Origin of the sequence: Rathayibacter sp. AY1D2, assembly GCF_002932695.1 — a bacterium.
Lineage (GTDB): Bacteria > Actinomycetota > Actinomycetes > Actinomycetales > Microbacteriaceae > Rathayibacter.
On the sequence record NZ_PSVX01000007.1, the window covers coordinates 60,703 to 82,365 of the forward strand.

The window sequence follows — 21,663 nt, forward strand, 5'->3', positions numbered from 1 at the left end:
GCGGTCTACGCCTCGGCGCCCTCGGGGCGCTTCGTGCGGCCCGGGAGCAGGAGCAGGCCCGAGACGCCCACGACGATCAGCAGGATGGCCGCGACCGTGACGAAGGAGGCCAGCGCCAGCACGGGCATGATGATCGTCAGGACGCCCGCGATGACCGAGGCGATCCCTGCCGCGATCGGCAGCCACGCGGGGCCGGCGACGGTGCGGCCGCTGGTGATGCTCGAGACGCCGTCGAGGATCCAGCCCGCGCCGATCACGAGGCCCAGGACGCTCAGCGACTCGAACGGGTTCGACAGGCACAGGATGCCTGCGACCAGGATCAGGGCGCCGAGCAGGCCCGCGAGCCAGCGCACCCGGGCATCGAGCCGCGAGGCGGTGAAGGCCAGCAGCAGGCGGAAGACGCCCGCGGCGATCAGGTGGATGCCGAAGACGATGGCGACGGTCAGCAGCGTCGGACCGGGGATCAGGACGGCGATGACGCCGAGCACGATCGCGATCAGCGAGACGGCGATGATCCACCAGCGCTCGACGGAGGTGCGGGACATCGTGGGCGCGGCGGTCTCGGACATGGCGTTCCTTCGCGTCGGGGAGTGCGGACCCCTCGAACGTTAGGGCACCGGGGCGGGGTGGCGCGGGGCCTTGCGCCCGCCCGCCCGTGGACGCAGGTCAGTGGCGCGATCCGGTGCGCGCCGCGGCACGGTGCCGCCGCACGCGGCGCACCACGAGCGCGAGCAGCAGCACGCCGAACGCGCTGTAGATGATCGCGTCGAGCACGCCCGCGTACTGGTCGACGAGCTCGTACTGCGTACCCAGGGCTGCGCCGAGGCCGATCAGCAGGCCGTTCCAGACGCCGGAGCCGAGGATCGTCAGTCCCGAGAACAGCAGCAGGTTCATCCGCTCGGCCCCCGCGGGGAGCGAGATGAGGCTGCGCACGCCCGGGATGAGGCGACCGAAGAGGACCGCCCAGGTGCCGTGCCGGCGGAACCAGCCGACCGCCTTCTCGAAGTCCTCGCGGTCGACCAGCGGGAGCTTGGAGAGCAGGCGGATCGAGCGCTCCGTGCCGATGCGGTGGCCGAGCGCGTAGAGGATCAGGCCGCCGAGGTAGGCGCCGAGGGTCGCCGTGATCACGACCAGCACCAGGTTCATCCGGCCCTGCTGGGCGAGGAAGCCGGCCAGCGGCAGCACGAGCTCGCTCGGGATCGGTGGGAACACCGTCTCGATCAGCGTCAGCAGGCCGACGCCCGCCTCTCCGAGCGCGGCGATCACCCGCGCGGCGACGCCGACGAGCCCGGAGAGCTCGTCGATGCTGTCGGAGGAGGAGGCGGTCGCCACGGAGGCGGGGGCGAGGGCGAGGGTCGCGATCGTCATGACTGAGAAGCTACTCAGTCCGCGGAGCGCGCACCTGGGAATCCGGCGGCCCGCTCAGGGGCGGCCGGTGAGCACGACGGTGTCCGATCCCTGCAGCCGCACCTCGACCGAGGCGATCTCGGAGAGCGGGAGCCCGGTGGCGAGGCTGGGCTCCATCGTCGTCCCTGGCGCGCTCGTCCACGATCCGACGGCCTCGGTGCCGCCCGAGGTGTCCGTGACGTAGAGGACGTAGCCGGCCGAGCCCGCGTACTGCTCGGCCGTGTCGGCCCAGCTGCAGTCCATGTCGATCCGCGTGCCCCACTGCTGCGGCACGAACCGCACGGAGGCCTCGACGGGGACGCCCGGAGCCGCGGCGAGCGAGACGGTCGAGCCGACGGTCTCGACGGGGGCGAGGGACGGGCCGATCGCGAGCGGCAGGGCGACGGCGGCGGCGGCCGAGACGCCCGCGGCGGCGAGCACCAGGCCCGCGATGCGCAGCCGCGTCCGGCGGCGGACGGAGTCGGTGGCCGCGGCGAGGCGGGTCAGCAGTGCCGCCGGAGCCGGATCGCCGGCCGCCTCCGGCTCCTCGACCAGGCGCATCGCCTCGTCCTGGGGCAGGTGGGCCAGCAGGCCCGGCAGCGGGACGAACTCGGCGAGGGACTCGCGGCAGCCGGGGCAGGCGCGCAGGTGCAGCTCGTACTCGCGGCGGTCGGCGGCGGTCATGGATCCGAGGAGGTACGCGGCGTCCCAGTCGCGGAAGGGGTCGTCGTGCCGGTCGTCGGAGGAGGGGTCGCGGTTCACAGCTCCGTCACCCCCCGCTCCTGCAGTGCGAGCTTGAGGGCCCGCATCCCGTAGTGCATCCGCGACTTGACGGTGCCCGGGGCGATCCCCAGCAGCGCGGCGATCTCGGTGACCGTGCGGCCGCCGTAGTAGGCGTGCACGATGACGGCGCGGTGGTCGTGGCTCAGTCCGCTGAGCGCGTCCGAGAGCAGCCAGGCGTCGAGCACCTGGTCGGTGCGGTCGGCGGTCGGGCGCTCGGGGACCTCGTCCGTGCCCAGCTCCCGGGCGTAGCGGGCGCTGCGGCGGTCGTCGATGACGAGGTTCCGGGCCACGGTGTAGAGCCAGGAGCGGGCGGCGGCCTCGCCCTGGGCGAGGATCTCGGGGTGCTTCCAGGCGCGCAGCAGCGCCTCCTGCACGACGTCCTCCGCCATCTGGCGGTCGCCGGTCAGGCGCAGCACGAACCGCCAGAGCGCGCTGGCGTGCTCGTCGTGCAGCGCACGCAGCATCTGGGCCTGATCCTCGGACATCTCCACCTCTTCCTGCACCAACGTAACGGGGGCCCGAACGGTTCAGCCGGTTCGCGCGAGCGGCCGCACTCTGGTACTCCGGAGTCGATGACCTTCCCCGATGCCGACGACGCCGCCCGCGTGCGCTCCTTCCTCCGCGACAACCGCTCGCGGATGCTCGACGACGTCCGGCACCTCGTGATGATCGAGAGCCCCAGCGACTCCCTCGAGGCGCTCGGCGAGCTGCACGCCTTCCTGGTGCACTGGGTGGGAGAGCGGCTCGGGCACGACGCCGACGTGCAGCACCGGCGTGCGCAGGACGCGCCGACCGCGACCAGCTGGACCGTCCCGGCGAGCGGCGGCGCGAGACCGCACCGGGGCACGCGTCCGTTCGTGGCGCTGCTCGGCCACTACGACACGGTGTGGCCCCTGGGCACGACCCGCTCCTGGCCCTTCGCCGTCGACGGCGACCGCCTGAGCGGACCGGGCAGCTACGACATGAAGGCCGGGCTGGTGCAGATGGTGTGGCTGGTGGCCGCGCTCCGCCACGCCGGCGTCCCGCATCCGGCCGTCCGCCTGGTGATGAGCGGGGACGAGGAGATCGGCAGCGCCGCCTCCCGCCCGTTCCTGGAGCGGCAGTGCGCGGGCGCCGACGCGGTCCTGGTGTTCGAGGGCGCGATCGGCGACGCGGTCAAGACGGCGCGCAAGGGCATCGGGCGCTTCGTGATCGACGTGGTCGGGGTCGAGGCGCACGCCGGGGTCGAGCCGGAGAAGGGGGCGAGCGCGATCCACGAGCTCGGCTCGCTGATCCCGCGGGTGCTGGCGATCGCGCGGGAGGAGGAGGGCACCTCGGTCAACATCGGAGTGGTCTCCGGCGGCTCGCGGGTCAACGTGACGACGGCCCGCGTGCGCCTGGAGCTGGAGGCGCGGATCCGCGGATCCGCCGAGGCCGCCCGCGTCGAGGCCGAGCTCGACGCGCTCGCCGCCGCCGACCCGCGCATCCGGCTGGAGGTGCGCGGCTCCTGGGAGCGGCCCGTCTTCGAGCGGACCGCCTCCGTCGCCGCGCTCTACCGCAGGGCCGAGCGGGTCGCGAAGCGGATCGACGTCCCCCTCCGCGAGATCGCGGTCGGCGGGGCGAGCGACGGCAACCTCGTCGCCGCGCTGGGCCTGCCGGTCCTCGACGGGCTCGGCGCCCCGGGCGAGGGTGCGCACGCGCGCAGCGAGGCGATCGGCATCGAGGGCATGCTGGAGCGGACGGCGCTCGCCGCGCTGCTGGTCGCCAGCTTCGGCGACGAGCACTGACCGGCTGCAGAGGAAGGACGAGCGGATGACCCTGTACGAATCGCGCCCCGTGGGCGTCGTGATCGAGGCTCCGGCCGCGGAGGTGTACGCCTTCGTCTCCGACCCGGCGAACCTCCCGCGGTGGGCCGCGGGCCTCGCCTCCTCCGCGCTCGAGCAGGTCGACGGACGCTGGTTCGCCGACTCGCCGATGGGCCGGGTCGAGGTGCGCTTCGCCCCGCAGAACCCGTTCGGCGTCGCGGACCACGAGGTCACGCTCCCCGACGGGACGGTGGTGGACAATCCGCTCCGGGTGCTCGTGAACGGGGACGGCGCCGAGGTGGCCTTCACCGTGCGGCGGCGCCCCGGGATGAGCCTCGACGACTGGGACGAGGACTGCGCGCGGGTCGCGGACGACCTCGAATCGCTCCGGCTGCTGTTCGAGCGCGGGGCGCTGTAGGTTCGTCACAGCTCCGGCGCAGGGCCGGCACCCGTGAGAACGAGGACGCGATGACCTCCCCCGATCGTCCGAGCACCCGCCCCGCAAGCGGCATCGAGCTCAACGGCCTCGACACGATCCAGGAGTCGGAGCGGCACGGCCGCCCTCGCGACCTGTTCTGGCCGTGGTTCGCCGCGAACGTGTCCGTGCTCGGGCTGAGCTACGGCTCCTTCCTCCTCGGCTTCGGCCTCTCCTTCGGGCAGGCGACGCTCGTCAGCGTGATCGGGATCGTCGTCTCGTTCCTCTTCTGCGGTCTGGTCGCCGTCGCCGGCAAGCGCGGCTCCGCCCCCACGATGGTGCTCAGCCGGGCGGCCTTCGGGGTCGACGGCAACCGCCTCGTCTCGGTGATCTCCTGGCTGCTCACGGTGGGCTGGGAGACGGTGCTGGCCTCCCTCGCGGTGCTCGCGACGGCGACGGTGTTCGAGGAGTTCGGCTGGGACGGCGGCGTGCTCACCAAGGTGGTCGCGCTGATCGTGGTCGCCGCGCTCATCGTGATCGCCGGGATCGCGGGCTTCCGCCTGATCATGCGGCTCCAGCTCGCGATCACCGTCGCGACCGCCGTGCTGACCGTGGTCTACGTCGTGCTCGTCCTCGACCGGATCGACCTCGCCGCCGTCGGCGCCCTGCCCGCGGGCTCGGCCGCCGCGGTCATCGGCGGGCTCGTGTTCATGATGACCGGCTTCGGGCTGGGCTGGGTGAACGCCGCGGCCGACTACTCCCGCTACCTCCCCCGCGGTGCCCGCACGAGCGGAGTGATCGCGTGGACGACGATCGGCGGAGCGGTCGCGCCCGTCGTGCTGGTGGTCGTCGGCCTGCTGCTGGCCGGCTCCTCGCAGGAGCTCTCGGACGCGATCGCCGCGGACCCGATCGGCGCCCTCGCCGGGATCCTGCCGACCTGGTTCCTGCTCCCCTTCATCGTCGTTGCGCTGCTCGGCCTGATCGGCGGGGCCGTGATGGACATCTACTCCTCGGGCCTGGCGCTGCTCAGCACGGGGCTCAAGGTCTCGCGGCCGGTGGCCGCCGGGATCGACGGCGTGCTGATGGTCCTCGGAGCGGTCTACGTCGTGTTCGTCGCGGGCGACTTCCTCGGCCCGTTCCAGGGCTTCCTGATCACCCTCGGCGTGCCGATCGCGGCCTGGCTCGGCGTCTTCCTCGCGGACCTCCTCCTCCGTCGGCGCGACTACGACCAGGAGGCCCTGTACGACTCCCGCCGCCGCTACGGCAGCGTCTCGGCGGTCCCCGTGGCCCTCGTGCTGATCGGCGCGGTCGTCGGCTGGGGCCTGGTGGTCAACTACTCCCCCGGGTTCGAGTGGGAGGGCTACCTCCTCGGCCCGCTCGGCGGCCGCGACGGTGACTGGGCCGGCGCCAATCTCGGCGTCCTCGTGGCGCTCGTGATCGGCTTCGCAGGGACGCTCGCGCTCTCGCGCGGGGCCGTCCGCCGCCAGGAGGCCTCGGCGTGAGCCTGCTCGTCGCGATCGACCTGCAGCACGTCTTCGCCGATGCGGAGTCGCCGTGGGGATCCGGCGGATTCGAGCGCGCGGCCGAGGGGACCCGCCGGCTCCTCCCGGCGTTCGGCGAGCGGGTCGTGACCACCCGCTTCGTCGCCCCGGAGCGGCCCGCCGGCGCGTGGATCCCCTACTACCGCGAATGGCCGTTCGCGCTCGTCCCCGAGAGCGACCGGCTCTACGAGCTCGTGGCCGGGTTCGAGGGCCACCGCACGATCACCGCCACGACCTTCGGCAAGTGGGGGCCCGAGCTCGAGGCCGAGCTCGACGACTCCCGCGAGCTCGTGCTCACCGGCGTCTCGACCGACTGCTGCGTGCTGTCGACGGCGCTGGCGGCCGCGGACGCCGGAGTGCGGGTCAGGGTCGCCGCGGACGCCTGCGCGGGCGCCTCCGAGGCCGACCACCAGCGCGCGCTCGACGCCATGTCCCTGTACGCGCCGCTGATCGAGATCACGAGCGTGGACGCGGTGCTGGCGGACCTGCGCGACCGGGGCTGAGACCGCGGTCGGGACGTGAGCCGCTCGCGCCGGTCGGCCCCGCGCGTCGCGGGGCGACCCCGTCACCCGGCATGATGTCGGCATGTCCTCCACCGACGAGCGCGTCAGCCCGGCTTCCCGCACCCTGGTCATCGGCGAGGCGCTGATCGACATCGTCGAGCGCGACGGCAGCGCCACGGAGCACGTCGGCGGCTCCCCGGCCAACGTCGCCCTCACGCTCGCCCGACTCGGGCGGCCCGCGACCCTCGTCACCGACATCGCCGACGACGAGCGCGGCCGCCGCATCAGCGCCCACCTCGAGGCCTCCGGCGTGGAGGTCCGGCACAGCGACTCGGAGCGCACCAGCACCGCTCGGGCGGTCCTCGCCGCGGACGGGTCGGCCCGCTACGTCTTCGACCTCTCCTGGAACCCGCCGGCGGCGGACCCGGAGGGCGCCTCCCACGTCCACACCGGTTCCATCGCGATCTTCCTCGAGCCGGGCGGATCCGCCGTGCTCGAGCTCCTCGAGGCACTGCCCGCCGGAGTGACGGCGAGCGTCGACGCGAACATCCGCCCGGCTCTGGTCGGCGCGCACGCCGAGGCGCTCGCGCGCTTCGAGCGGATCGCCGCCGCGTGCGAGGTCGTGAAGCTCAGCGACGAGGACGCGGAGTGGCTCTACCCGACGATGCAGCTCGACGAGGTCCTCAGCCGGCTGCTCTCCCTCGGGTCGCAGCTCGCGGTCGTCACCCGCGGCGCGGAGGGACTGCTGCTGGCCTCGGCCATGACGCGGGTGACCGTGCCCGCCGCCCGGATCGTGGTGGCGGACACGATCGGCGCCGGCGACTCCGCGATGGGCGCGATCCTCGACGAGGCGTTCCGCCAGGGCCTCGGCGCCGCGAACGGGATGCTCCTCGACGGCCCCGCCCTGCACGCGATCGGCCGTCACGCCGCGCACGTCGCCGGCATCACGACCTCCCGCTCCGGCGCGAACCCGCCCACACGCGACGAGCTCTGAGGACCGGGGGCGGACCTTCTGCAGGACGCCCCTGGTGCTCGCGTCGGGACGCGGAGATACTGGGCGCACCTCGACGGAAAGGCGTGCCGTGCCCACTTCACTGAGCCCCTACATCGGCTTCGACGGCTCCGCGCAGGAGGCGATGGAGTTCTACCGGGACGTCCTCGGCGGCGAGCTCAGCTCCAGCCGCTTCGGCGACTTCGGGATGAGCGCGGATCCGGCCGACCAGGACCGGATCATGCACGCCCAGCTCGTCACGCCGAGCGGGATGATCCTGATGGGCTCCGACTCCCCCTCCTCGAGCCCGGCCGAGAGCGGCGCCCGCATCACGATCGCGCTCTTCGGCGACGACGACGCCGAGCTGAGCGGCTACTGGGACGGCCTGGCCGAGGGCGGCACGGTCGTCGAGCCGCTGGTCGCCTCGCCCTGGGGCGACCGCTTCGGGATGCTGGTCGACCGCTACGGCGTCGGCTGGATGGTGAACATCGCCGCTCCGCCGGCCTGACGCTCCTCCCCAGCACGGGATCGGGGCACGCCTCCCCCGGGTGCGTCCACCCGTCCCGCCGGGCGCCGCGGCGGGCGCAGAATGGAGGGGCCGCTCCCGCTCCGGGGGCCGTCCCACCTCTCACGAAGGCTGCAGATGACGATCACGCTCGGGTACAAGGCATCGGCGGAGCAGTTCGGCGCCCGGGAGCTCGTCGAGCTCGCGGTCGGCGCAGAGCGGCACGGCTTCGAGACCGCGGTCGTCTCGGACCACTTCCAGCCGTGGCGGCACACGGGCGGGCACGCGCCGTTCTCCCTCGCCTGGCTCGCCGCGGCCGGTGAGCGCACCTCCACCATCACCCTCGGCACCTCCGTGATGACCCCGCACTACCGCTACAATCCCGCCGTCATCGCCCAGGCGTTCGGCACGCTCGGCGTGCTCTACCCCGAGCGGATCATGCTCGGCGTCGGCACCGGCGAGGCGCTGAACGAGGTCGCCACCGGCTACCAGGGCGCGGGCGAGCAGACCTGGCCCGAATTCAAGGAGCGCTTCGCCCGCCTGCGCGAGGCCGTGCGGCTCATGCGCGCGCTCTGGGCGGGCGACCGCGTCACCTTCGACGGCGAGTACTACTCCACGCACGAGGCGTCGATCTACGACAAGCCCGAGAGCGGCGTGCCGGTCTACATCGCGGCGGGCGGCCCCGTCGTCGCGAAGTACGCCGGCCGCGCGGGCGACGGCTTCATCTGCACGTCGGGCAAGGGCATGGAGCTCTACACCGAGAAGCTGCTCCCCGCCGTCGAGGAGGGCGCCGCGGCGGCCGATCGCGACTCCTCGACCATCGACCGCATGATCGAGATCAAGCTCTCCTACGATCCCGATCCGGCGCTCGCGCTCGAGAACACGCGCTTCTGGGCGCCGCTCTCGCTGTCGCCGGAGCAGAAGCACTCGCTGACCGATCCGGTCGACATGGAGCGCGCCGCCGACGAGCTGCCGATCGAGCAGGTCGCGAAGCGCTGGATCGTCGGCTCCGACCCCGAGGAGACGGTCGCGCAGATCAAGCCCTACGTCGACGCGGGCTTCACCCACCTGGTCTTCCACGCCCCGGGCGACGACCAGCAGCGCTTCTTCGACGCCTTCGAGCGCGACCTCGCGCCGCGGCTGCGCGCGCTCTGACCTCCGCCTCCGCCACGACCCCCTTCGGAAGGGCCGCTCCCGCATGACCACGGCCACCCTGCTCGCCCGGCTCGACCGCGGCGAGGCGCTGACGCGCGAGACCGCCGAGGAGCTCCTCGGCGCGCGCGGCGACGACCTCGACCTGCTGCTGGAGGCCGCCGGCCGCCTGCGCGACGACGGACTCGCCCGCCGCGGACGGCCCGGCGTCGTCACCTACTCGCGGAAGGTCTTCGTCCCGCTGACCAAGCTCTGCCGCGACCGGTGCCACTACTGCGTCTTCGTGGAGACACCGGGCGGGCTCGCGGCCAAGCGCGAGTCGACCTTCATGGAGCCGGAGGAGATCCTCGAGGTCGCCCGCGCCGGTGCCGCGCTCGGCTGCAAGGAGGCCCTGTTCACGCTCGGCGACCGCCCGGAGGACCGGTGGCCGGTCGCCCGCGCCTGGCTCGCCGAGCACGGCTACGCCTCGACGCTCGAGTACGTGCGCGCGATGGCCGTCCTGGTCATGAGCGAGACGGGCATGGTCACGCACCTGAACCCCGGCGTGATGTCGTGGGCCGAGCTGCAGCGGCTCCGCCCGGTCGCGCCCTCGATGGGCATGATGCTCGAGACGACCGCCGAGCGCCTCTGGTCCGAGAAGGGCGGCGTGCACTACGGCTCCCCGGACAAGGACCCGGCGCTGCGCCTGCGCGTGCTCGAGGACGCGGGCCGCAGCCGCATCCCCTTCACCACCGGCGTGCTGCTGGGCATCGGCGAGAACGCGGCGGAGCGGGCGGACGCCCTCTTCGCGATCCGCGAGTCCCACGAGCGGTGGGGCCACGTGCAGGAGTGCATCGTCCAGAACTTCCGCGCGAAGCCGCGGACGGCCATGCAGAACGAGGTCGACCTCGAGCTGCAGGAGTACGTGGCCAACGTCGCGGTCGCGCGCCTCGTGCTGGGCGCCGAGGCGACGATCCAAGCGCCGCCGAACCTCACCGACGAGCAGGAGCTCGGGCTGCTGCTGCGCGCCGGGGTCGACGACTGGGGCGGTGTCAGCCCGCTCACGGCGGATCACGTGAATCCGGAGCGCCCCTGGCCGAACATCGACGACCTCGCGCGGCTCACCGCGGCGGCCGGCTACCGGCTGCACGAGCGGCTGACCGCCCACCCGCAGTACCTCCGCGACTCGGCCACCTGGATCGATCCGCGCGTCGCTCCCTACGTCGAGGCGCTCGCCGACCGCGGGACCTGGCTCGCCGACGAGGCGGCAGCGGTCCTCCCCCGGCCCTACCGCGACTCGCTCGACGCCCTGCCCCGACCGGTCGCGCCCGCCCTCGGCGCCGTGGTCGCCCGGGCGGAGACGGACCCCGCCGGTCTCGAGGACGCCGACTACCTCGCCCTGCTCGCAGCCGACGGCGACGACCTCGACGCCCTCTCCGCTCTGGCGGACGACCTGCGGCACGACGCCGCCGGCGACGAGGTCTCGGTCGTCGTCAACCGCAACATCGACACCTCCCTCTGGGGAGACGGCGGGCTGACCGTCGAGCGGCTGGAGGAGCTCGCCGACGAGGCGGTCGCGCTCGGCGCCACCGAGCTCTGCCTCCAGGGCGCGATAGGACCGGAGCACCCGGGCGACGATCTGCTGCTGATCGTCCGCACGCTGAAGCAGCGGCAGCCCTCGCTGCACCTGCACGCCTACCGGCCCGGCGAGATCCTCGAGGTCGCCCGGCGCACGGGCCGAACCCTGCCCGCGATGCTCGACGCTCTGCGCGAGGCCGGCGTGGACTCCGTCCCGGGGACCGCCGCCCGCATCCTCGACGACGACGTCCGCGCCGTCCTGAGCGAGGGGACGGACCCGACCGTGGCCGAGTGGCGGGAGGCGATCACGGCCGCGCACCGCAGCGGCCTCCGCTCCACCTCGACCATGGTCTACGGACACGTCGAGACCCCCGAGCAGCAGCTCGCGCACCTGCGCACGCTCGCGGCGATCCAGGACGAGACGGGCGGCTTCACCGAGTTCATCGCGATGCCCTTCGTGCCGGCGGAGGCGCCTCCCGCCGTGGTGCGCGCGAGCCGGGGCGGGCCGACCCTCCGCGAGACCCGCGCCGTGCACGCCGTCGCACGGCTCGTCCTCCACGGCCGGATCGCCCACGTGCAGACCGCCTGGACCAAGCTCGGACTGCACGCGGCGCAGGTCCTCCTCCGCGGCGGGGCGGACGACCTCGGCGGCCTGCTGCTCGACGGCGCCCTGCGGCCCGAGGCCGGAGCGGAGGCCTACCGCTCGCTCGACATCGCGACCGTCGCCCGGCTGAGCGGCGAGATCGGCCGCGGCTGGCGCCAGCGCACCACGACGTACGGCGTGGTCGCGCCGGAGAGGGCGCTGCGGGCGGAGCCCGTCGCAGCGGCGGGTCCGCAGCGGATGCGCCTCCCGGTCCGCGGGACCCGCCGGGCGTCATGACCCGCTCCGAGTACCTGCGGCGACAGGCCGAGCTGGTCCGGGAGGAGCGGATCGAGTCGGACAGCGCCACCGTGCGGCTGCTGACCGCGGGCGCCGAGAGCCCGCGCGCGGTCCTGCTGCTGACCGGGGTCGGCCGGGGCGCGCGGAGCGACACCGGGCTGCTGCTGCCGATGCTGGCGCGGCGCCACCGCGTCGCCGCGCTCGAGCTCGCCGATCTCGGCGACCCCTGGCTCGACGGACCCGCCGCGGTCCGCGCCTCCCTGGACGCGCTCGGCGCCGAGGAGGCCGTCCTGATCGGCCACTCGCTCGGAGCCGCCGTGGCCCTCGCCGCGGGCGATCGGCGGGTGCGCGCCCTCGCCCTCGTGGCCGGATGGCTGCGCCCGACGGAGCGCCTCCTCCGCACGGCGCGCCTCTGGCCGATGCTGCCGCCCGACGCGCAGGAGGAGGCCGCTCGGCTCCTCGCCGTCCGCTCGGCCACCGCCTCCTCCCCGTGGGGCGCCGACGCCGCGCGGATGCTCGCCGCCTCCGCCCGGGCCGACGTCGCTGCGGCCGCCTCGGACTGCCGGGTTCCCGCCCTCGTGGTCGGCTGCTCCGCCGACGCCGTCGCCGGCGTCGAGGGCGCCGCGGCCCTGCTCGGCGCCATCGACGACGCCCGCTACGCCGTCCTCGACTCCGGTCACGCCGTGCTCGCCGAGCGGCCCGCCGAGCTCCTCGCCGTCCTCGAGCACTTCCTCGCCGATCCGCACCGCGACCCGGCGGGCAGCGTCCTGGCGAGGACGACGGTCTGATGGACGTCGACGTCGTCGTGATCGGCGCCGGGTTCGCCGGCCTCGGAGCCGCGGTCCGCCTGGAGCGCCGCGGCGGGACCTCGTTCGTCGTGCTGGAGCGCGCCGAGCGGATCGGCGGGACCTGGCGGGACAACGTCTACCCCGGGGTCTCCTGCGACATCCCCTCGCACCTCTACTCCTACTCCTTCGCCCCGGAGGCCGACTGGTCGGCGTTCTACGCCCCCGGGGCCGAGATCCAGACCTACCTCGAGCGCGTCGTCGAGAAGGAGGGCCTGGCGCCGCGGCTCCGGCTGGGGACCGAGGTGCTCGAGGCGGTCTTCGACGAGGAGGCTCACCGCTGGCGGGTGCGCACCTCCCGGGGCGACTACTCCGCCGCGGTCCTCCTCGTCTGCGCGGGGCGCCTCTCCGAGCCCCGCCTCCCGGCCGTCCCGGGCCTGGATTCGTTCGCGGGTCCTGCCTTCCACTCCGCCCGCTGGCGGGACGACGTCGATCTCGACGGGAAGCGCGTCGGCATCGTCGGCTCGGGAGCCTCCGCCGTGCAGATCGTGCCGCACCTCGCCGAGCGCGCCGCCGAGGTGGTGCTCTTCCAGCGCTCGGCCCCGTACGTCGTCCCCCGCCGGAACCGCCCGTACCCGCCGGAGGAGCGCCGAGCCCTCTCCCGCGCGCCCGGGGCCCTGGCGAGGCTCCGCGAGGAGCTGTTCTGGCGCGCCGAGCTCGGCTTCGCCGGCCGCGTCGCCGTGCCCGAGGCCATCGACCGGCTGCGGGCGGAGGCGCTCGGCCACCTCGAGGCGCAGATCATCGATCCCGCGCTCCGCGCCGTGCTGACTCCGGACTACGAGATCGGCTGCAAGCGCGTGCTCCTCTCGGACGACTACTACCCCGCTCTCGCGCAGCCGCACGTCCGCGTCGTCCCCGGTCCGCTCCGGCGCCTCGAGGAGGGGGCCGCGCTCGGCGAAGACGGCGTCCCGCACGGGGTCGACGTGCTCGTCTTCGCGACCGGCTTCCACTCCACGCGGCCGCCCTTCGCCCGGCGCATCCGCGGCCGCGGCGGCGTCCTCCTCGCCGACCGCTGGGCCGACGGCATGGTCGCGTACGAGTCGACCGCGGTCCACGGCTTCCCGAGCCTCTTCGTCGTCAACGGCCCCAACGCGAGCCTCGGCCACAACTCCGCGGTGCACATGATCGAGACGCAGATCGCCTACGTGCTCGCCGCGCTCGACCACCTCGCGGTCTCCGGCGCCGACCGGCTCGAGGTCACCGCCGAGGCCGAGGCCGCCTCCATCGCCCGCCTCGACGCCCTCAGCGCCGACACCGTCTGGACCAACGGCGGCTGCGAGAGCTGGTACCTGGACGACAACCGGCGACTCACCCTGCTCTGGCCCGACTTCGCCTTCGCCTTCCGCGAGGAGCTCGGCCGGTTCGACCCCTCGGCCTACACGACCTGACCGCGGCTCGCTATCGTGACCGCATGACCGACCGCGTGCTCGCTCCCGAACCGCCCGCCGACGGTGCGAAGCCGAAGGGACCGGCCTCGTACTTCCCGAGCATTGAGAAGACCTACGACCGTCCCGTCCAGGACTGGCTGGACCTCGCCGACGAGCGTCTGCGCTCCGAGCCGCACATGCAGGTCGTCACCTGGCTGAAGACCGAGCACGGCCTGGGCCACGGCCACGCCAACGCGATCGTCGCCTACGTCCGGGCCGCCCGCGCCTGACCGGTCCGCCCGTCGTCCGCACAGGCTAGGCCCGCCGGCCTCCCCGGACCACCCGTCGTCGGCGCCCGCGCCGTCCGGGGATAATCGGGGCATGCGCGAAGACGACGATGTCGATCTGGTGATCGACGCGTGGGCCGGGGCCCTGCCCGACCTCGATTTCGCGCCTCTGGACGTCGTCTCCCGCCTCCGCCGCCTCAGCCCGCGCGTGCAGGAGGTGCGGCGGCAGTCCTTCGCCGTCAGCGATCTCGCCCCGTGGGAGTTCGAGCTCCTCTCGCTGCTGCGGCAGCGCGGAGAGGGCGGGATGACGCCCTCGGCCCTGGCCACGCACCTCGCGCTGTCCAGCGGCAACCTGGCCAGCCGCGTCGACCGCCTCGGGGCTCGCGGGCTCGTGGTCCGCGAGCAGAACGCCGCCGACTCGCGCAGCAAGATCGTCTCGCTCACCCCGCGGGGCACGAAGCGGGTCGACGAGGCGATGCGCAATCTCGTCGCCGCCGAGGGCGAGGTGCTCGCCGACCTGGACACCGCGCAGGTGTCGGTCCTCATCGAGTGCCTGCGGCGGATCAGCGACACCCTCGACCGACTGCAGTGACGCGCTACGCCCGACGAGCCTGAGAGGTCAAGCCCGTTCGGAGAGACGGGCACCGGACGTAGCGTGAAGCGTGCACGGTCGAGGCGTCAGCCACCCGTGCGGATGATCGCGAAAGCGGAGAGCACCATGACACAGATTTCTATTATCCAACCCGCGCGATGGAGCCGGAACGGAGTCAGGATCGTCGTCGTTCCCGGGGCGGAGCTGCCCCGGTTCCGACTCGAGATCGACGCCCGACTGACCACCGCGCCCTCCCTGGTCCCCACCGGACCCTTCTCGACCGTCGAGGAGGCCGAGCGGGCCGCCGAGGTCGCCGCTGGCCTGCTGGGGGCGAAGATCCCGGCCTGAGCGCACACCCGTCGAGACGGCCGGATCAGCCCGCGAGCTCCGCGAGCGATCCGGTCGGGACCGCGATCCACCCCTCGGCCTCCGCCGCCTCCTGCAGTTCGGGAGGCACCGGCATGGTCGCGCCCAGGGCGTGGGCGCGGGCGTTGAGAGCGGCGACGACGGCGTCGAACGCGTCGTCGGAGCGGCTCATCAGCGCGAGCGCGGGCGCCGGCACATCGAGCCAGGGTGCGGCCCGTCGCAGCGACTCCGCGGCGAGCGCCACGGCCTCCGGTCGCGTCTTGTACCCCGTGGTGTCCACTCCCCAGAGCCGCAGCGCGGCCGCCGGGTACGCCTCGACGAGCCGTCCGCGCCCGGAGCGGTCGACGTCCTCCCCGCTCGCGGCGAAGGCGTCGAGCAGCTCCGCGCAGCGCATCGCGGTCATCCCGAGCCGGTCGGTCGAGACGCTGAGCGGCCAGCGGCCGGTGACCTCGCGCGCCACCCGGTCCGTCTCGCGGTACGCGAGGCGGCGGCGCCAGTCGCGTCCCGCGAGCGTCCGCGGCGAGACCTCCCGTCGCGTGTGCGCGGAGACGAACGCCGCGAACTCCACCGGCCAGCCGAACGCGCAGTCGATCCCGATGACCGCCGCGTCCCGTGACGCATCGACGATCGTCGCGTCCTCGGCGCCGAGTACGAGCGAGCGGACGACGGCCCGGCCGCCGGAGAACTCGAGGGCGGCGAGAGCGGTGCGCACCGGCTCCGCAGCGAGGTCGACACCGATCGTGAGCACGGGGACAGGGTAGGCGCTCCGGCGCTACGCTCGAGCGATGACGCCGCCCGCTCCCTCCTCCCGGGCGGAGTCGGCCCGCGTGACGGTCGCGCTCCTCCGCCTCCTCGTGGCCGCCGCCGTTCTGGTGGCCGTGATCGCGACGGCCGTCGACACCGCCTCTCGGACGCCGCTGAACCCGTTCAACTTCTTCGGCTTCTTCACCATCCAGAGCAACATCGTGCTGGCCGTCGCGCTCGGAGCCACCGCCGTGCTCGCGCTCCGCCGCCGTCCCGCGCCCAGCGGGCTCCTACTGGTGCGGGGTGCCTTCACCGGGTACATCATCGTCGTCGGCCTCGTGTACAACACCCTCCTCACCGATGTGGCGGGCGGAGTGGCGCTGCCGTGGGCCAACACCGTCATGCACGTGCTGTTCCCCGTCTACGGACTGCTCGACTGGCTGCTGCTCGCGGATCGCCCTCCGCTGCCGTGGCGCAGGCTCTGGCTGGTCGTGGTCTACCCGATCGTCTGGCTCGTCGTGGTGCTGATCCGCGGAGCGACGGACGGCTGGGTGCCCTATCCGTTCCTGGATCCCGCGACCGGGTACGGGCAGGTGTCGGTGTTCGTCGTCGGGATCGCGGTCGCGTTCCTCGCGTCGGGGGCGCTGGTCTGGGCGATGAGCCGGCTGCGGATCGTGCCGGTGGCAGGCGGCTGAGAGGACGCTCGCCTTCCAGACGGTTCCGCCCGCCGGACGACCGGATCCGCTGCCGTCGCGCACATCCGGCCCGTTCTGGGGTCACCCGTTCGGGGTCATCCGGGGCGCCGCTCCCCTAGCGTCAGCACCGACGGCTCCCCCACCGTCCTCCCCCTCGAGAACGGTCCCCCATGAGCCTCTCCCTCTCCCGCCCGCCGACCCCGAGCCGCCGCGTCCGCGCCCTCGCCGTCGGAGCCGCGCTCGCCCTCGCCGCCGCGCTGCTCCCGGCGCAGGCCGCCGCCGCCGCCACTCCCGCCACCCTCTCGGTGCTGAGCCTCGGCGACTCCATCACCCAGGCCTACGGGACCTGCGGCTCCTTCGCGGACTGCCCCCGCAACAACTGGTCCACCGGCACCAGCTCCTCCGTGAACTCCTTCGCCTCCCGCTTGCGGACCGCGCTCCCCGGCACCACCGTCACGACCGCGAACTTCGCCACCACCGGCGACGTCGTCGCGCAGGTCCCCTCGCGGATCGACGCCGCGGTCGCCGCCGGCGTGCGGCCGGACGTCGTCACCCTGCTCATCGGCGGCAACGACCTCTGCTCACCCGACAACCGCGTCGCCTCCGACGGCTACACGATGACCCCGGCGAGCACGTTCCGCACCGGAGCCTCCGCCGCGATCACGAAGATCCGCACCACGTGGCCCTCCGCCCGCATCGTCCTCTCGTCGATGCCGAACGTGGCCTCCGAGTGGTCGGTCGTCAAGACCGGAGTCGGCGCGCTCGTCTGGGCGGGCGGCGACCTCTGCCGCACCACGCGCGGCGTCAGCTCCACCGGCCGCAGGCTCAGCAGCACCGCCGCGGCCGCCTCCGCCGCTGCCGCGAAGACGCGGACGACGCAGTACAACACCGCACTGCAGACGGCGTGCAGCGCCGCCGGTCAGCTCTGCGACTGGGACGGAGGAGCGCTCACCGCGACCCCCGTCACCAAGGGCCTGATCGGGACCACCGACTACTTCCACCCGAGCGTCGCGGGCCAGGCGAAGATCGCCTCGATCCAGTGGACGGCGTCGAACTTCTCGAAGTAGCGGCCTCCGGAGCGGCCGCTCACGCGTCGAGCGGCCGCTCCCCCTCGCGGCGGCGACGCTGCTCCTCCGCGAGCCGCGCGTAGTGCGCCTCCTCGCGCTCGAGGTCGGCGAGCTGCTCCTCGGTGCTCTTCGGAGCGGGCCGCACCACCACCGTCGGCGGCGCCTGCTTCCGGCGGCGGGGCACTCGGCCGCCCGGCACGAAGGATCCGCCGTCGCCACGCTTCCAGTCGTGCCCGAGCAGGAACCACAGCGAGACGCCGATGAGCGGGAGGAAGAAGATCAGCAGGATCCACACGATCTTGGGCAGGTTCTTGATGACGTTGTCCGGCTGCCGTACGACGTCGACCAGCGCGAGCACTGTCAGGACAATGATCACCAGCGAGAAGACGAACCCCATGCAGTCGAGGGTACGACGCCGAGGGCTCCCCGTCGCCGCTGTGCCGGCCGACGTCCGTGGCTCCTGCGGTCGAGGAGCGGCTCCGACGCATCCGCCCCGTGCCTCCGCGCTGTTCGGCGCCGATCCCGGGCACACGCCTGCTCCCCACGAACGCGTGCCACCATCGGACGATGACCGAGACGCCGCCCGCCCCCGCCTCGACGCCGGCGAGGAAGCGCCTGACCGCCGCGCGTCTCGCCCTGCTCGCCGGCCTCGTCCTCGCCGTCGCCGGACTCGCGGCCCTCGCGCTCGTGCCGCTGCAGTACGCGAACATCGACCGTCAGGGCTTCGACGACGTCTGCAGCGTCAGCCTGGGCGGCGTCCCGCCCGAGGCCGGCGAGCTGGTCCGCGGCTTCTGGTCGTGGTGGCCGTTGGGCGCGGCGTGCGAATGGACGCTGCTCGACGGCACGACGGTGGTCGACCTCCCCGACTGGTCGACGACCGCCGTCGCGATCGTGGGGGCCGTGCTGCTCGTCGTCGGCGCGGCGCTCGCGATCGCGTCGCCGCTCCTCCGCCGGCGCGGTCCGGTCCCGTCCGTCTAGCGGTCGAAGAGGTTCCCGAGGTCGCCGAGCCCCGGCAGCTGGAAGTCGGAGCCGAACTCCGACACCTGCTCCCCCAGCCCGGACACGTGCTCACCCGCACCGGAGACGAACTCTCCCGCGCCGCCCGTGATGTCGCCGAAGTCGCCCAGGTCGCCGAACCCGCCAGCGAGGTTCTCGAAGTCCACGCCGAGGCCGGACGCCTGCGCGAGCAGCGGACCGGCGACGCTGCTGATCACGGCGCCGCCCGCGACCGCCGCGAGCAGTCCGCCCGCCGCGCCGAGCCCGATGCCCGCCGCCGCTCCGACGCCAGCACCCGCGAGGGCACCGCGGGTGCCCGGCTTCGAGAACATCTTCTTGAGGAACCCCGGATCGTTCGCCTCGCCGCGCGTCGCCGCGCGCGCCAGGTCCTCGGGGGCGGAGGACCGCGGCTGCTCGTTCGCGGGCAGCTCGTCGCGGAGCCGCGCCTCGACCTGTGCGCGCTGCGCCGTCGTCAGCTTCGTGAACGCGTCGCGGTGCACCTGCTCGAGCTGCTCCGGGTCGGCGGTCCGGAGGAGGTAGTCGTAGCGCGCGATCGCCGCGCGGTCCTCCTTGGTGACGACCGGCTGCTGCCCGGGCCGGGCGTCCTGAGGGCGCGCGGAGGGGCGCTGCGGCGACCCGTACTGCTGAGGCGGCTGGGCCTGCCCGCTCCGCGAGTCGCCCGTCACCTTGTCGGCAGCGGAGCGCACGAGGTCGCGCCAATCGGTCGTCCCGCTCGAGGACGAGCCCGAGCCACTCTTCGAATCGAGCGCCTTCGACGCCATGCCGAGAACGCGCTTGAACATGCTCACAGAGAACCTTCCGTCGAGTACCAGCCTCGATCATGGCGGCGCCGCCTGAGCGAAGGCCCGCGAGACGCCCTCAGAAGGCCGTGAGCGGTCGGCGCGGTGGGCGTCCCTCCGCGATCTCCTCCCCGTCCCTCGCCTGATCGAGGAGCTCGCGCACGCACCGCGGGCGGAGGGCGGCCCGCGACACCCAGCCGAGGAAGGGGATCTCGGATTCCGCCAGCCACTGCCTGCGGACGGCCGCCATGCGACCGGCTATCGCGAGCAGCGCGCTGAATCCCGCGAGTCGGCTTTTCGCGAACGCGTTCCGCTGAACGGAGAGGCTCAGGACGAGGACGGCCGCGAACGCGCGACGGAGCTCCTCGGTCGTGCGTCCCTTCCGCCGAGGAGTTCCGACCCGGGCAGGACCATCGAGGACTCGAACCGTCGGCGCCTCGACCAACACAGCTCGGAGTGCTGGGCGGGCGGCAGACCGTGGCGTCAGACGGAGCGACGGCGCGGTCTTCCGATGGACTGATCCCGATCGCGGATCGTGGTGCCCCTGGAGGGACTCGAACCCCCAACCTGCTCCTTAGGACGGAGTCGCTCTTCCATTGAGCTACAGAGGCTGGCCGAGCCAGTGTACCCGCCGTGCCCCGCCCCCCGCGAAGCGACGACAGGGCCTCACCACAACGCCAGTGAAGCACGCCGCGGGCCTCGTCGCGCTGACCGAGCGGCACGCACCTCTTGACACGGACGTCTCCCGCCTCCATGGTTAGTTACAACACCAACTAACCACCCAACCCAGCACCGAAGGAGCCCGCGTGGACGACTCCCGCCCGCTCTTCCTGCAGATCGCCGAGCAGATCGAGAACGACATCATCGACGGCGCACTGCCGGAGGAGTCGCAGGTCCCGTCGACCAACGAGTTCGCCGCGTTCCACCGCATCAACCCGGCCACCGCCGGCAAGGGCGTGAACCTGCTCGTCGACGACGGGGTGCTCTACAAGAAGAGGGGGATCGGCATGTTCGTCGCCGAGGGGGCGCGCGACCGGCTGGTCGAGAAGCGCCGCACGCAGTTCCGCGACCAGTTCGTCGCTCCGCTGCTCGCCGAGGCCGCCAAGCTCGGCCTCAGCACCGAGCAGCTCGCCGACATGATCACAGAAGGGGGATCGCGATGAGCGCGGTCATCGAGGTCCACGACCTCACCAAGAACTACGGACGCATGCGCGCCGTCGACGGCATCGGCTTCGCGCTGGAGGAGAACCGCATCCACGGCCTCCTCGGCCGCAACGGCGCGGGCAAGACGACGCTGATGTCGCTGCTCACCGGCCAGGAGTTCGCCAGCTCGGGTGAGATCCGCGTCTTCGGGCAGTCGCCTGTGGAGAACGCCGCCGTCCTCTCCCGCACCTGCTTCATCAAGGAGAGCCAGAAGTACCCGGACGACTTCAAGGTGAAGCACGTCCTGCGCAGCGCTCCCTGGTTCTTCGACGGCTGGGACGAGACGTTCGCACACGAGCTCGTCGAGGACTTCCGCCTCCCGGTCGACCGCAAGATCAAGAAGCTCTCCCGCGGACAGCTCTCGGCGATCGGAGTGATCGTCGGCCTGGCCTCCCGCGCCCCGCTCACGTTCTTCGACGAGCCGTACCTGGGGCTGGACGCCGTCGCCCGGCAGCTGTTCTACGACCGCCTCCTCCAGGACTTCGCCGAGCACCCGCGCACGGTCGTCCTCTCCACCCACCTCATCGACGAGGTCAGCAGTCTGCTCGAGCACGTCCTCGTCATCGATCAGGGCCGCCTCGTCGTCGACAGTGACGCGGAGGAGCTGCGGGGTGCTGCGGCAACGGTCATCGGACCCCGGCAGGCCGTCGAGTCGTTCACCGCCGGCCGCGAGGTCATCGCCCGCTCCGCTCTCGGCAGCCGCGCCTCGGCCACGCTCCCCCGGCTCGACGACGCGGGCCGCGCCTCCGCCGCCCGCCACGGGCTCGAGCTCGAGTCCGTCCCCCTCCAGCAGCTCGTCGTCCAGCTCACCACCGGGAAGGCCTCGGAATGACCGCCCTCACCGGCGCCCCCGCGCGCCACGACACCGCCGCCGGCCGCCTCGGCAGCATCGTCCGCCTGCACTTCGCGAACCCCGCCACCATCCTCTACACGCCGCTGATCATCACGGCCGTCATCCTGTCGGGCAACCTGGTCGTCTGGTGGCTGATCCTCCGCGGGCTCGACTCCGGCGAGCGCCTCGAGGCGCAGGAGGGGATGACCTACTCCGGTGCGTCCTTCTTCCTCTTCGTCTACATGATGGTCGTGGCCGTCCAGTCGGTGAACGTCACCTTCGGCCTCGCCCTCGGCTACGGCGCCACCCGCCGCGACTTCTCCCTCGGCACGGCCCTCACCTTCGTCGCCCTCTCGGTCTTCTACACCGGCG

25 protein-coding genes, 1 tRNA gene and 1 pseudogene are annotated in these 21,663 nt (G+C 73.3%); 19 read left to right on the forward strand and 8 right to left on the reverse strand.

Annotation, left to right across the window (positions count from 1 at the left end):
- Positions 1-5 precede the first annotated feature (5 nt).
- From C5D04_RS03020 to C5D04_RS03035, 4 genes are all read right to left on the reverse strand, one after another.
- Positions 6-569 carry an HdeD family acid-resistance protein gene (locus C5D04_RS03020; RefSeq protein ID WP_104232862.1) on the reverse strand — a complete coding sequence of 188 codons (564 nt, stop codon included), beginning with the start codon at positions 567-569 and terminating at the stop codon, positions 6-8.
- Positions 570-666: 97 nt separating this feature from the next.
- On the reverse strand, positions 667-1,368 hold the full coding sequence (locus C5D04_RS03025) for a DedA family protein (RefSeq protein ID WP_104225072.1): 702 nt from the start codon (positions 1,366-1,368) through the stop codon (positions 667-669).
- A gap of 54 nt (positions 1,369-1,422) precedes the next feature.
- On the reverse strand, positions 1,423-2,148 hold the full coding sequence (locus C5D04_RS03030; protein ID WP_104325771.1) for an anti-sigma factor: 726 nt from the start codon (positions 2,146-2,148) through the stop codon (positions 1,423-1,425).
- On the reverse strand, positions 2,145-2,654 hold the full coding sequence (locus C5D04_RS03035) for a sigma-70 family RNA polymerase sigma factor (RefSeq protein ID WP_104225070.1): 510 nt from the start codon (positions 2,652-2,654) through the stop codon (positions 2,145-2,147). Before C5D04_RS03035 ends, C5D04_RS03030 begins: the two co-directional genes overlap by 4 nt.
- An 87-nt stretch (positions 2,655-2,741) precedes the next feature.
- Between C5D04_RS03035 and C5D04_RS03040 the strand changes: the two genes are divergently transcribed.
- The 13 genes from C5D04_RS03040 (at position 2,742) to C5D04_RS03100 (ending at position 14,936) form a co-directional block, all read left to right on the forward strand.
- Entirely contained in the window at positions 2,742-3,935 is a 1,194-nt protein-coding gene (locus C5D04_RS03040) for a M20/M25/M40 family metallo-hydrolase (protein WP_104225069.1), read from the forward strand.
- A gap of 25 nt (positions 3,936-3,960) precedes the next feature.
- Positions 3,961-4,371: an SRPBCC family protein gene (locus tag C5D04_RS03045; protein WP_104249452.1), complete on the forward strand. Its 411-nt coding sequence runs from the start codon at positions 3,961-3,963 to the stop codon at positions 4,369-4,371.
- A gap of 50 nt (positions 4,372-4,421) precedes the next feature.
- Positions 4,422-5,870 (forward strand): cytosine permease, encoded by a 1,449-nt coding sequence (locus tag C5D04_RS03050; RefSeq protein ID WP_104347216.1) that lies wholly within the window; start codon positions 4,422-4,424, stop codon positions 5,868-5,870.
- Positions 5,867-6,412, forward strand: coding sequence for a cysteine hydrolase family protein (locus C5D04_RS03055; RefSeq protein ID WP_104309813.1), 546 nt, complete (start codon positions 5,867-5,869; stop codon positions 6,410-6,412). Before C5D04_RS03050 ends, C5D04_RS03055 begins: the two co-directional genes overlap by 4 nt.
- Positions 6,413-6,494: 82 nt before the next feature.
- Positions 6,495-7,406 carry a carbohydrate kinase gene (locus C5D04_RS03060; RefSeq protein WP_104347217.1) on the forward strand — a complete coding sequence of 304 codons (912 nt, stop codon included), beginning with the start codon at positions 6,495-6,497 and terminating at the stop codon, positions 7,404-7,406.
- 88 nt (positions 7,407-7,494) lie between these two features.
- Positions 7,495-7,911 (forward strand): VOC family protein, encoded by a 417-nt coding sequence (locus C5D04_RS03065; protein WP_104246718.1) that lies wholly within the window; start codon positions 7,495-7,497, stop codon positions 7,909-7,911.
- Positions 7,912-8,046: 135 nt separating this feature from the next.
- Positions 8,047-9,063 (forward strand): glucose-6-phosphate dehydrogenase (coenzyme-F420), encoded by a 1,017-nt coding sequence (gene fgd / locus C5D04_RS03070; RefSeq protein WP_219814369.1) that lies wholly within the window; start codon positions 8,047-8,049, stop codon positions 9,061-9,063.
- A gap of 43 nt (positions 9,064-9,106) precedes the next feature.
- Complete coding sequence (gene cofG / locus C5D04_RS03075) at positions 9,107-11,497, forward strand: 7,8-didemethyl-8-hydroxy-5-deazariboflavin synthase CofG (RefSeq protein WP_104347218.1); 2,391 nt, start codon at positions 9,107-9,109, stop codon at positions 11,495-11,497.
- Complete coding sequence (locus tag C5D04_RS03080; protein ID WP_104347219.1) at positions 11,494-12,285, forward strand: alpha/beta fold hydrolase; 792 nt, start codon at positions 11,494-11,496, stop codon at positions 12,283-12,285. Before cofG ends, C5D04_RS03080 begins: the two co-directional genes overlap by 4 nt.
- Complete coding sequence (locus C5D04_RS03085; RefSeq protein ID WP_104347220.1) at positions 12,285-13,730, forward strand: NAD(P)/FAD-dependent oxidoreductase; 1,446 nt, start codon at positions 12,285-12,287, stop codon at positions 13,728-13,730. The genes C5D04_RS03080 and C5D04_RS03085 overlap by 1 nt, the downstream gene beginning before the upstream one ends.
- 23 nt (positions 13,731-13,753) lie before the next feature.
- On the forward strand, positions 13,754-13,999 hold the full coding sequence (locus C5D04_RS03090) for a DUF4287 domain-containing protein (protein ID WP_104232872.1): 246 nt from the start codon (positions 13,754-13,756) through the stop codon (positions 13,997-13,999).
- Positions 14,000-14,090: 91 nt separating this feature from the next.
- Positions 14,091-14,588, forward strand: coding sequence for a MarR family winged helix-turn-helix transcriptional regulator (locus C5D04_RS03095; protein ID WP_104226460.1), 498 nt, complete (start codon positions 14,091-14,093; stop codon positions 14,586-14,588).
- Positions 14,589-14,714: 126 nt separating this feature from the next.
- Entirely contained in the window at positions 14,715-14,936 is a 222-nt protein-coding gene (locus C5D04_RS03100) for a hypothetical protein (protein WP_146087832.1), read from the forward strand.
- A 25-nt stretch (positions 14,937-14,961) separates the two neighbouring features.
- Here the strand turns inward: C5D04_RS03100 and C5D04_RS03105 are convergent, their stop codons facing one another.
- Positions 14,962-15,702: a DUF429 domain-containing protein gene (locus C5D04_RS03105; RefSeq protein ID WP_104317265.1), complete on the reverse strand. Its 741-nt coding sequence runs from the start codon at positions 15,700-15,702 to the stop codon at positions 14,962-14,964.
- 37 nt (positions 15,703-15,739) lie between these two features.
- On the opposite strand from C5D04_RS03105, the gene C5D04_RS03110 reads away from it, so the two are divergent.
- On the forward strand, positions 15,740-16,393 hold the full coding sequence (locus C5D04_RS03110) for a Pr6Pr family membrane protein (protein WP_104347222.1): 654 nt from the start codon (positions 15,740-15,742) through the stop codon (positions 16,391-16,393).
- A gap of 170 nt (positions 16,394-16,563) precedes the next feature.
- The gene (locus C5D04_RS03115) at positions 16,564-17,460 is read left to right on the forward strand and encodes a GDSL-type esterase/lipase family protein (protein WP_104328774.1); all 897 of its coding nucleotides are present in this window, start codon (positions 16,564-16,566) and stop codon (positions 17,458-17,460) included.
- A gap of 19 nt (positions 17,461-17,479) precedes the next feature.
- Here C5D04_RS03115 and C5D04_RS03120 read toward each other — a convergent pair whose 3' ends face one another.
- Positions 17,480-17,857, reverse strand: coding sequence for a PLD nuclease N-terminal domain-containing protein (locus C5D04_RS03120; RefSeq protein WP_104255426.1), 378 nt, complete (start codon positions 17,855-17,857; stop codon positions 17,480-17,482).
- A gap of 170 nt (positions 17,858-18,027) precedes the next feature.
- Between C5D04_RS03120 and C5D04_RS03125 the strand changes: the two genes are divergently transcribed.
- Positions 18,028-18,438, forward strand: a complete 411-nt coding sequence (locus C5D04_RS03125) for a hypothetical protein (RefSeq protein ID WP_104347223.1) — start codon at positions 18,028-18,030, stop codon at positions 18,436-18,438.
- Here the strand turns inward: C5D04_RS03125 and C5D04_RS03130 are convergent.
- Positions 18,435-19,259 carry a hypothetical protein gene (locus C5D04_RS03130; RefSeq protein WP_258067538.1) on the reverse strand — a complete coding sequence of 275 codons (825 nt, stop codon included), beginning with the start codon at positions 19,257-19,259 and terminating at the stop codon, positions 18,435-18,437. The two genes, C5D04_RS03125 and C5D04_RS03130, sit on opposite strands and share 4 nt — an antisense overlap.
- Before the next feature lie 533 nt (positions 19,260-19,792).
- Positions 19,793-19,867, reverse strand: a tRNA-Arg gene (locus C5D04_RS03140).
- Between the two features lie 195 nt (positions 19,868-20,062).
- On the opposite strand from C5D04_RS03140, the gene C5D04_RS03145 reads away from it, so the two are divergent.
- The 3 genes and pseudogenes from C5D04_RS03145 to C5D04_RS03155 form a co-directional block, all read left to right on the forward strand.
- Positions 20,063-20,419: a GntR family transcriptional regulator gene (locus C5D04_RS03145; RefSeq protein ID WP_104224613.1), complete on the forward strand. Its 357-nt coding sequence runs from the start codon at positions 20,063-20,065 to the stop codon at positions 20,417-20,419.
- Positions 20,416-21,291, forward strand: a complete 876-nt coding sequence (locus C5D04_RS03150) for an ABC transporter ATP-binding protein (RefSeq protein ID WP_104347224.1) — start codon at positions 20,416-20,418, stop codon at positions 21,289-21,291. The genes C5D04_RS03145 and C5D04_RS03150 overlap by 4 nt, the downstream gene beginning before the upstream one ends.
- Positions 21,288-21,663 (forward strand): annotated as a pseudogene (locus tag C5D04_RS03155) (ABC transporter permease); the annotation flags it as partial. The gene C5D04_RS03150 and the pseudogene C5D04_RS03155, both read left to right, overlap by 4 nt.

What these genes read in the sequence shown, in the direction of transcription:
- C5D04_RS03020 (WP_104232862.1), bottom strand. Translation starts at nt 569, where the DNA reads ATGTCCGAGACCGCCGCGCCCACGATGTCCCGCACCTCCGTCGAGCGC.
- C5D04_RS03025 (WP_104225072.1), bottom strand. Translation starts at nt 1,368, where the DNA reads ATGACGATCGCGACCCTCGCCCTCGCCCCCGCCTCCGTGGCGACCGCC.
- C5D04_RS03035 (WP_104225070.1), bottom strand. Translation starts at nt 2,654, where the DNA reads ATGTCCGAGGATCAGGCCCAGATGCTGCGTGCGCTGCACGACGAGCAC.
- C5D04_RS03040 (WP_104225069.1), top strand. Translation starts at nt 2,742, where the DNA reads ATGACCTTCCCCGATGCCGACGACGCCGCCCGCGTGCGCTCCTTCCTC.
- C5D04_RS03045 (WP_104249452.1), top strand. Translation starts at nt 3,961, where the DNA reads ATGACCCTGTACGAATCGCGCCCCGTGGGCGTCGTGATCGAGGCTCCG.
- C5D04_RS03050 (WP_104347216.1), top strand. Translation starts at nt 4,422, where the DNA reads ATGACCTCCCCCGATCGTCCGAGCACCCGCCCCGCAAGCGGCATCGAG.
- C5D04_RS03060 (WP_104347217.1), top strand. Translation starts at nt 6,495, where the DNA reads ATGTCCTCCACCGACGAGCGCGTCAGCCCGGCTTCCCGCACCCTGGTC.
- fgd (WP_219814369.1), top strand. Translation starts at nt 8,047, where the DNA reads ATGACGATCACGCTCGGGTACAAGGCATCGGCGGAGCAGTTCGGCGCC.
- cofG (WP_104347218.1), top strand. Translation starts at nt 9,107, where the DNA reads ATGACCACGGCCACCCTGCTCGCCCGGCTCGACCGCGGCGAGGCGCTG.
- C5D04_RS03080 (WP_104347219.1), top strand. Translation starts at nt 11,494, where the DNA reads ATGACCCGCTCCGAGTACCTGCGGCGACAGGCCGAGCTGGTCCGGGAG.
- C5D04_RS03085 (WP_104347220.1), top strand. Translation starts at nt 12,285, where the DNA reads ATGGACGTCGACGTCGTCGTGATCGGCGCCGGGTTCGCCGGCCTCGGA.
- C5D04_RS03090 (WP_104232872.1), top strand. Translation starts at nt 13,754, where the DNA reads ATGACCGACCGCGTGCTCGCTCCCGAACCGCCCGCCGACGGTGCGAAG.
- C5D04_RS03095 (WP_104226460.1), top strand. Translation starts at nt 14,091, where the DNA reads ATGCGCGAAGACGACGATGTCGATCTGGTGATCGACGCGTGGGCCGGG.
- C5D04_RS03100 (WP_146087832.1), top strand. Translation starts at nt 14,715, where the DNA reads ATGACACAGATTTCTATTATCCAACCCGCGCGATGGAGCCGGAACGGA.
- C5D04_RS03110 (WP_104347222.1), top strand. Translation starts at nt 15,740, where the DNA reads ATGACGCCGCCCGCTCCCTCCTCCCGGGCGGAGTCGGCCCGCGTGACG.
- C5D04_RS03115 (WP_104328774.1), top strand. Translation starts at nt 16,564, where the DNA reads ATGAGCCTCTCCCTCTCCCGCCCGCCGACCCCGAGCCGCCGCGTCCGC.
- C5D04_RS03120 (WP_104255426.1), bottom strand. Translation starts at nt 17,857, where the DNA reads ATGGGGTTCGTCTTCTCGCTGGTGATCATTGTCCTGACAGTGCTCGCG.
- C5D04_RS03125 (WP_104347223.1), top strand. Translation starts at nt 18,028, where the DNA reads ATGACCGAGACGCCGCCCGCCCCCGCCTCGACGCCGGCGAGGAAGCGC.
- C5D04_RS03130 (WP_258067538.1), bottom strand. Translation starts at nt 19,259, where the DNA reads ATGTTCAAGCGCGTTCTCGGCATGGCGTCGAAGGCGCTCGATTCGAAG.
- C5D04_RS03150 (WP_104347224.1), top strand. Translation starts at nt 20,416, where the DNA reads ATGAGCGCGGTCATCGAGGTCCACGACCTCACCAAGAACTACGGACGC.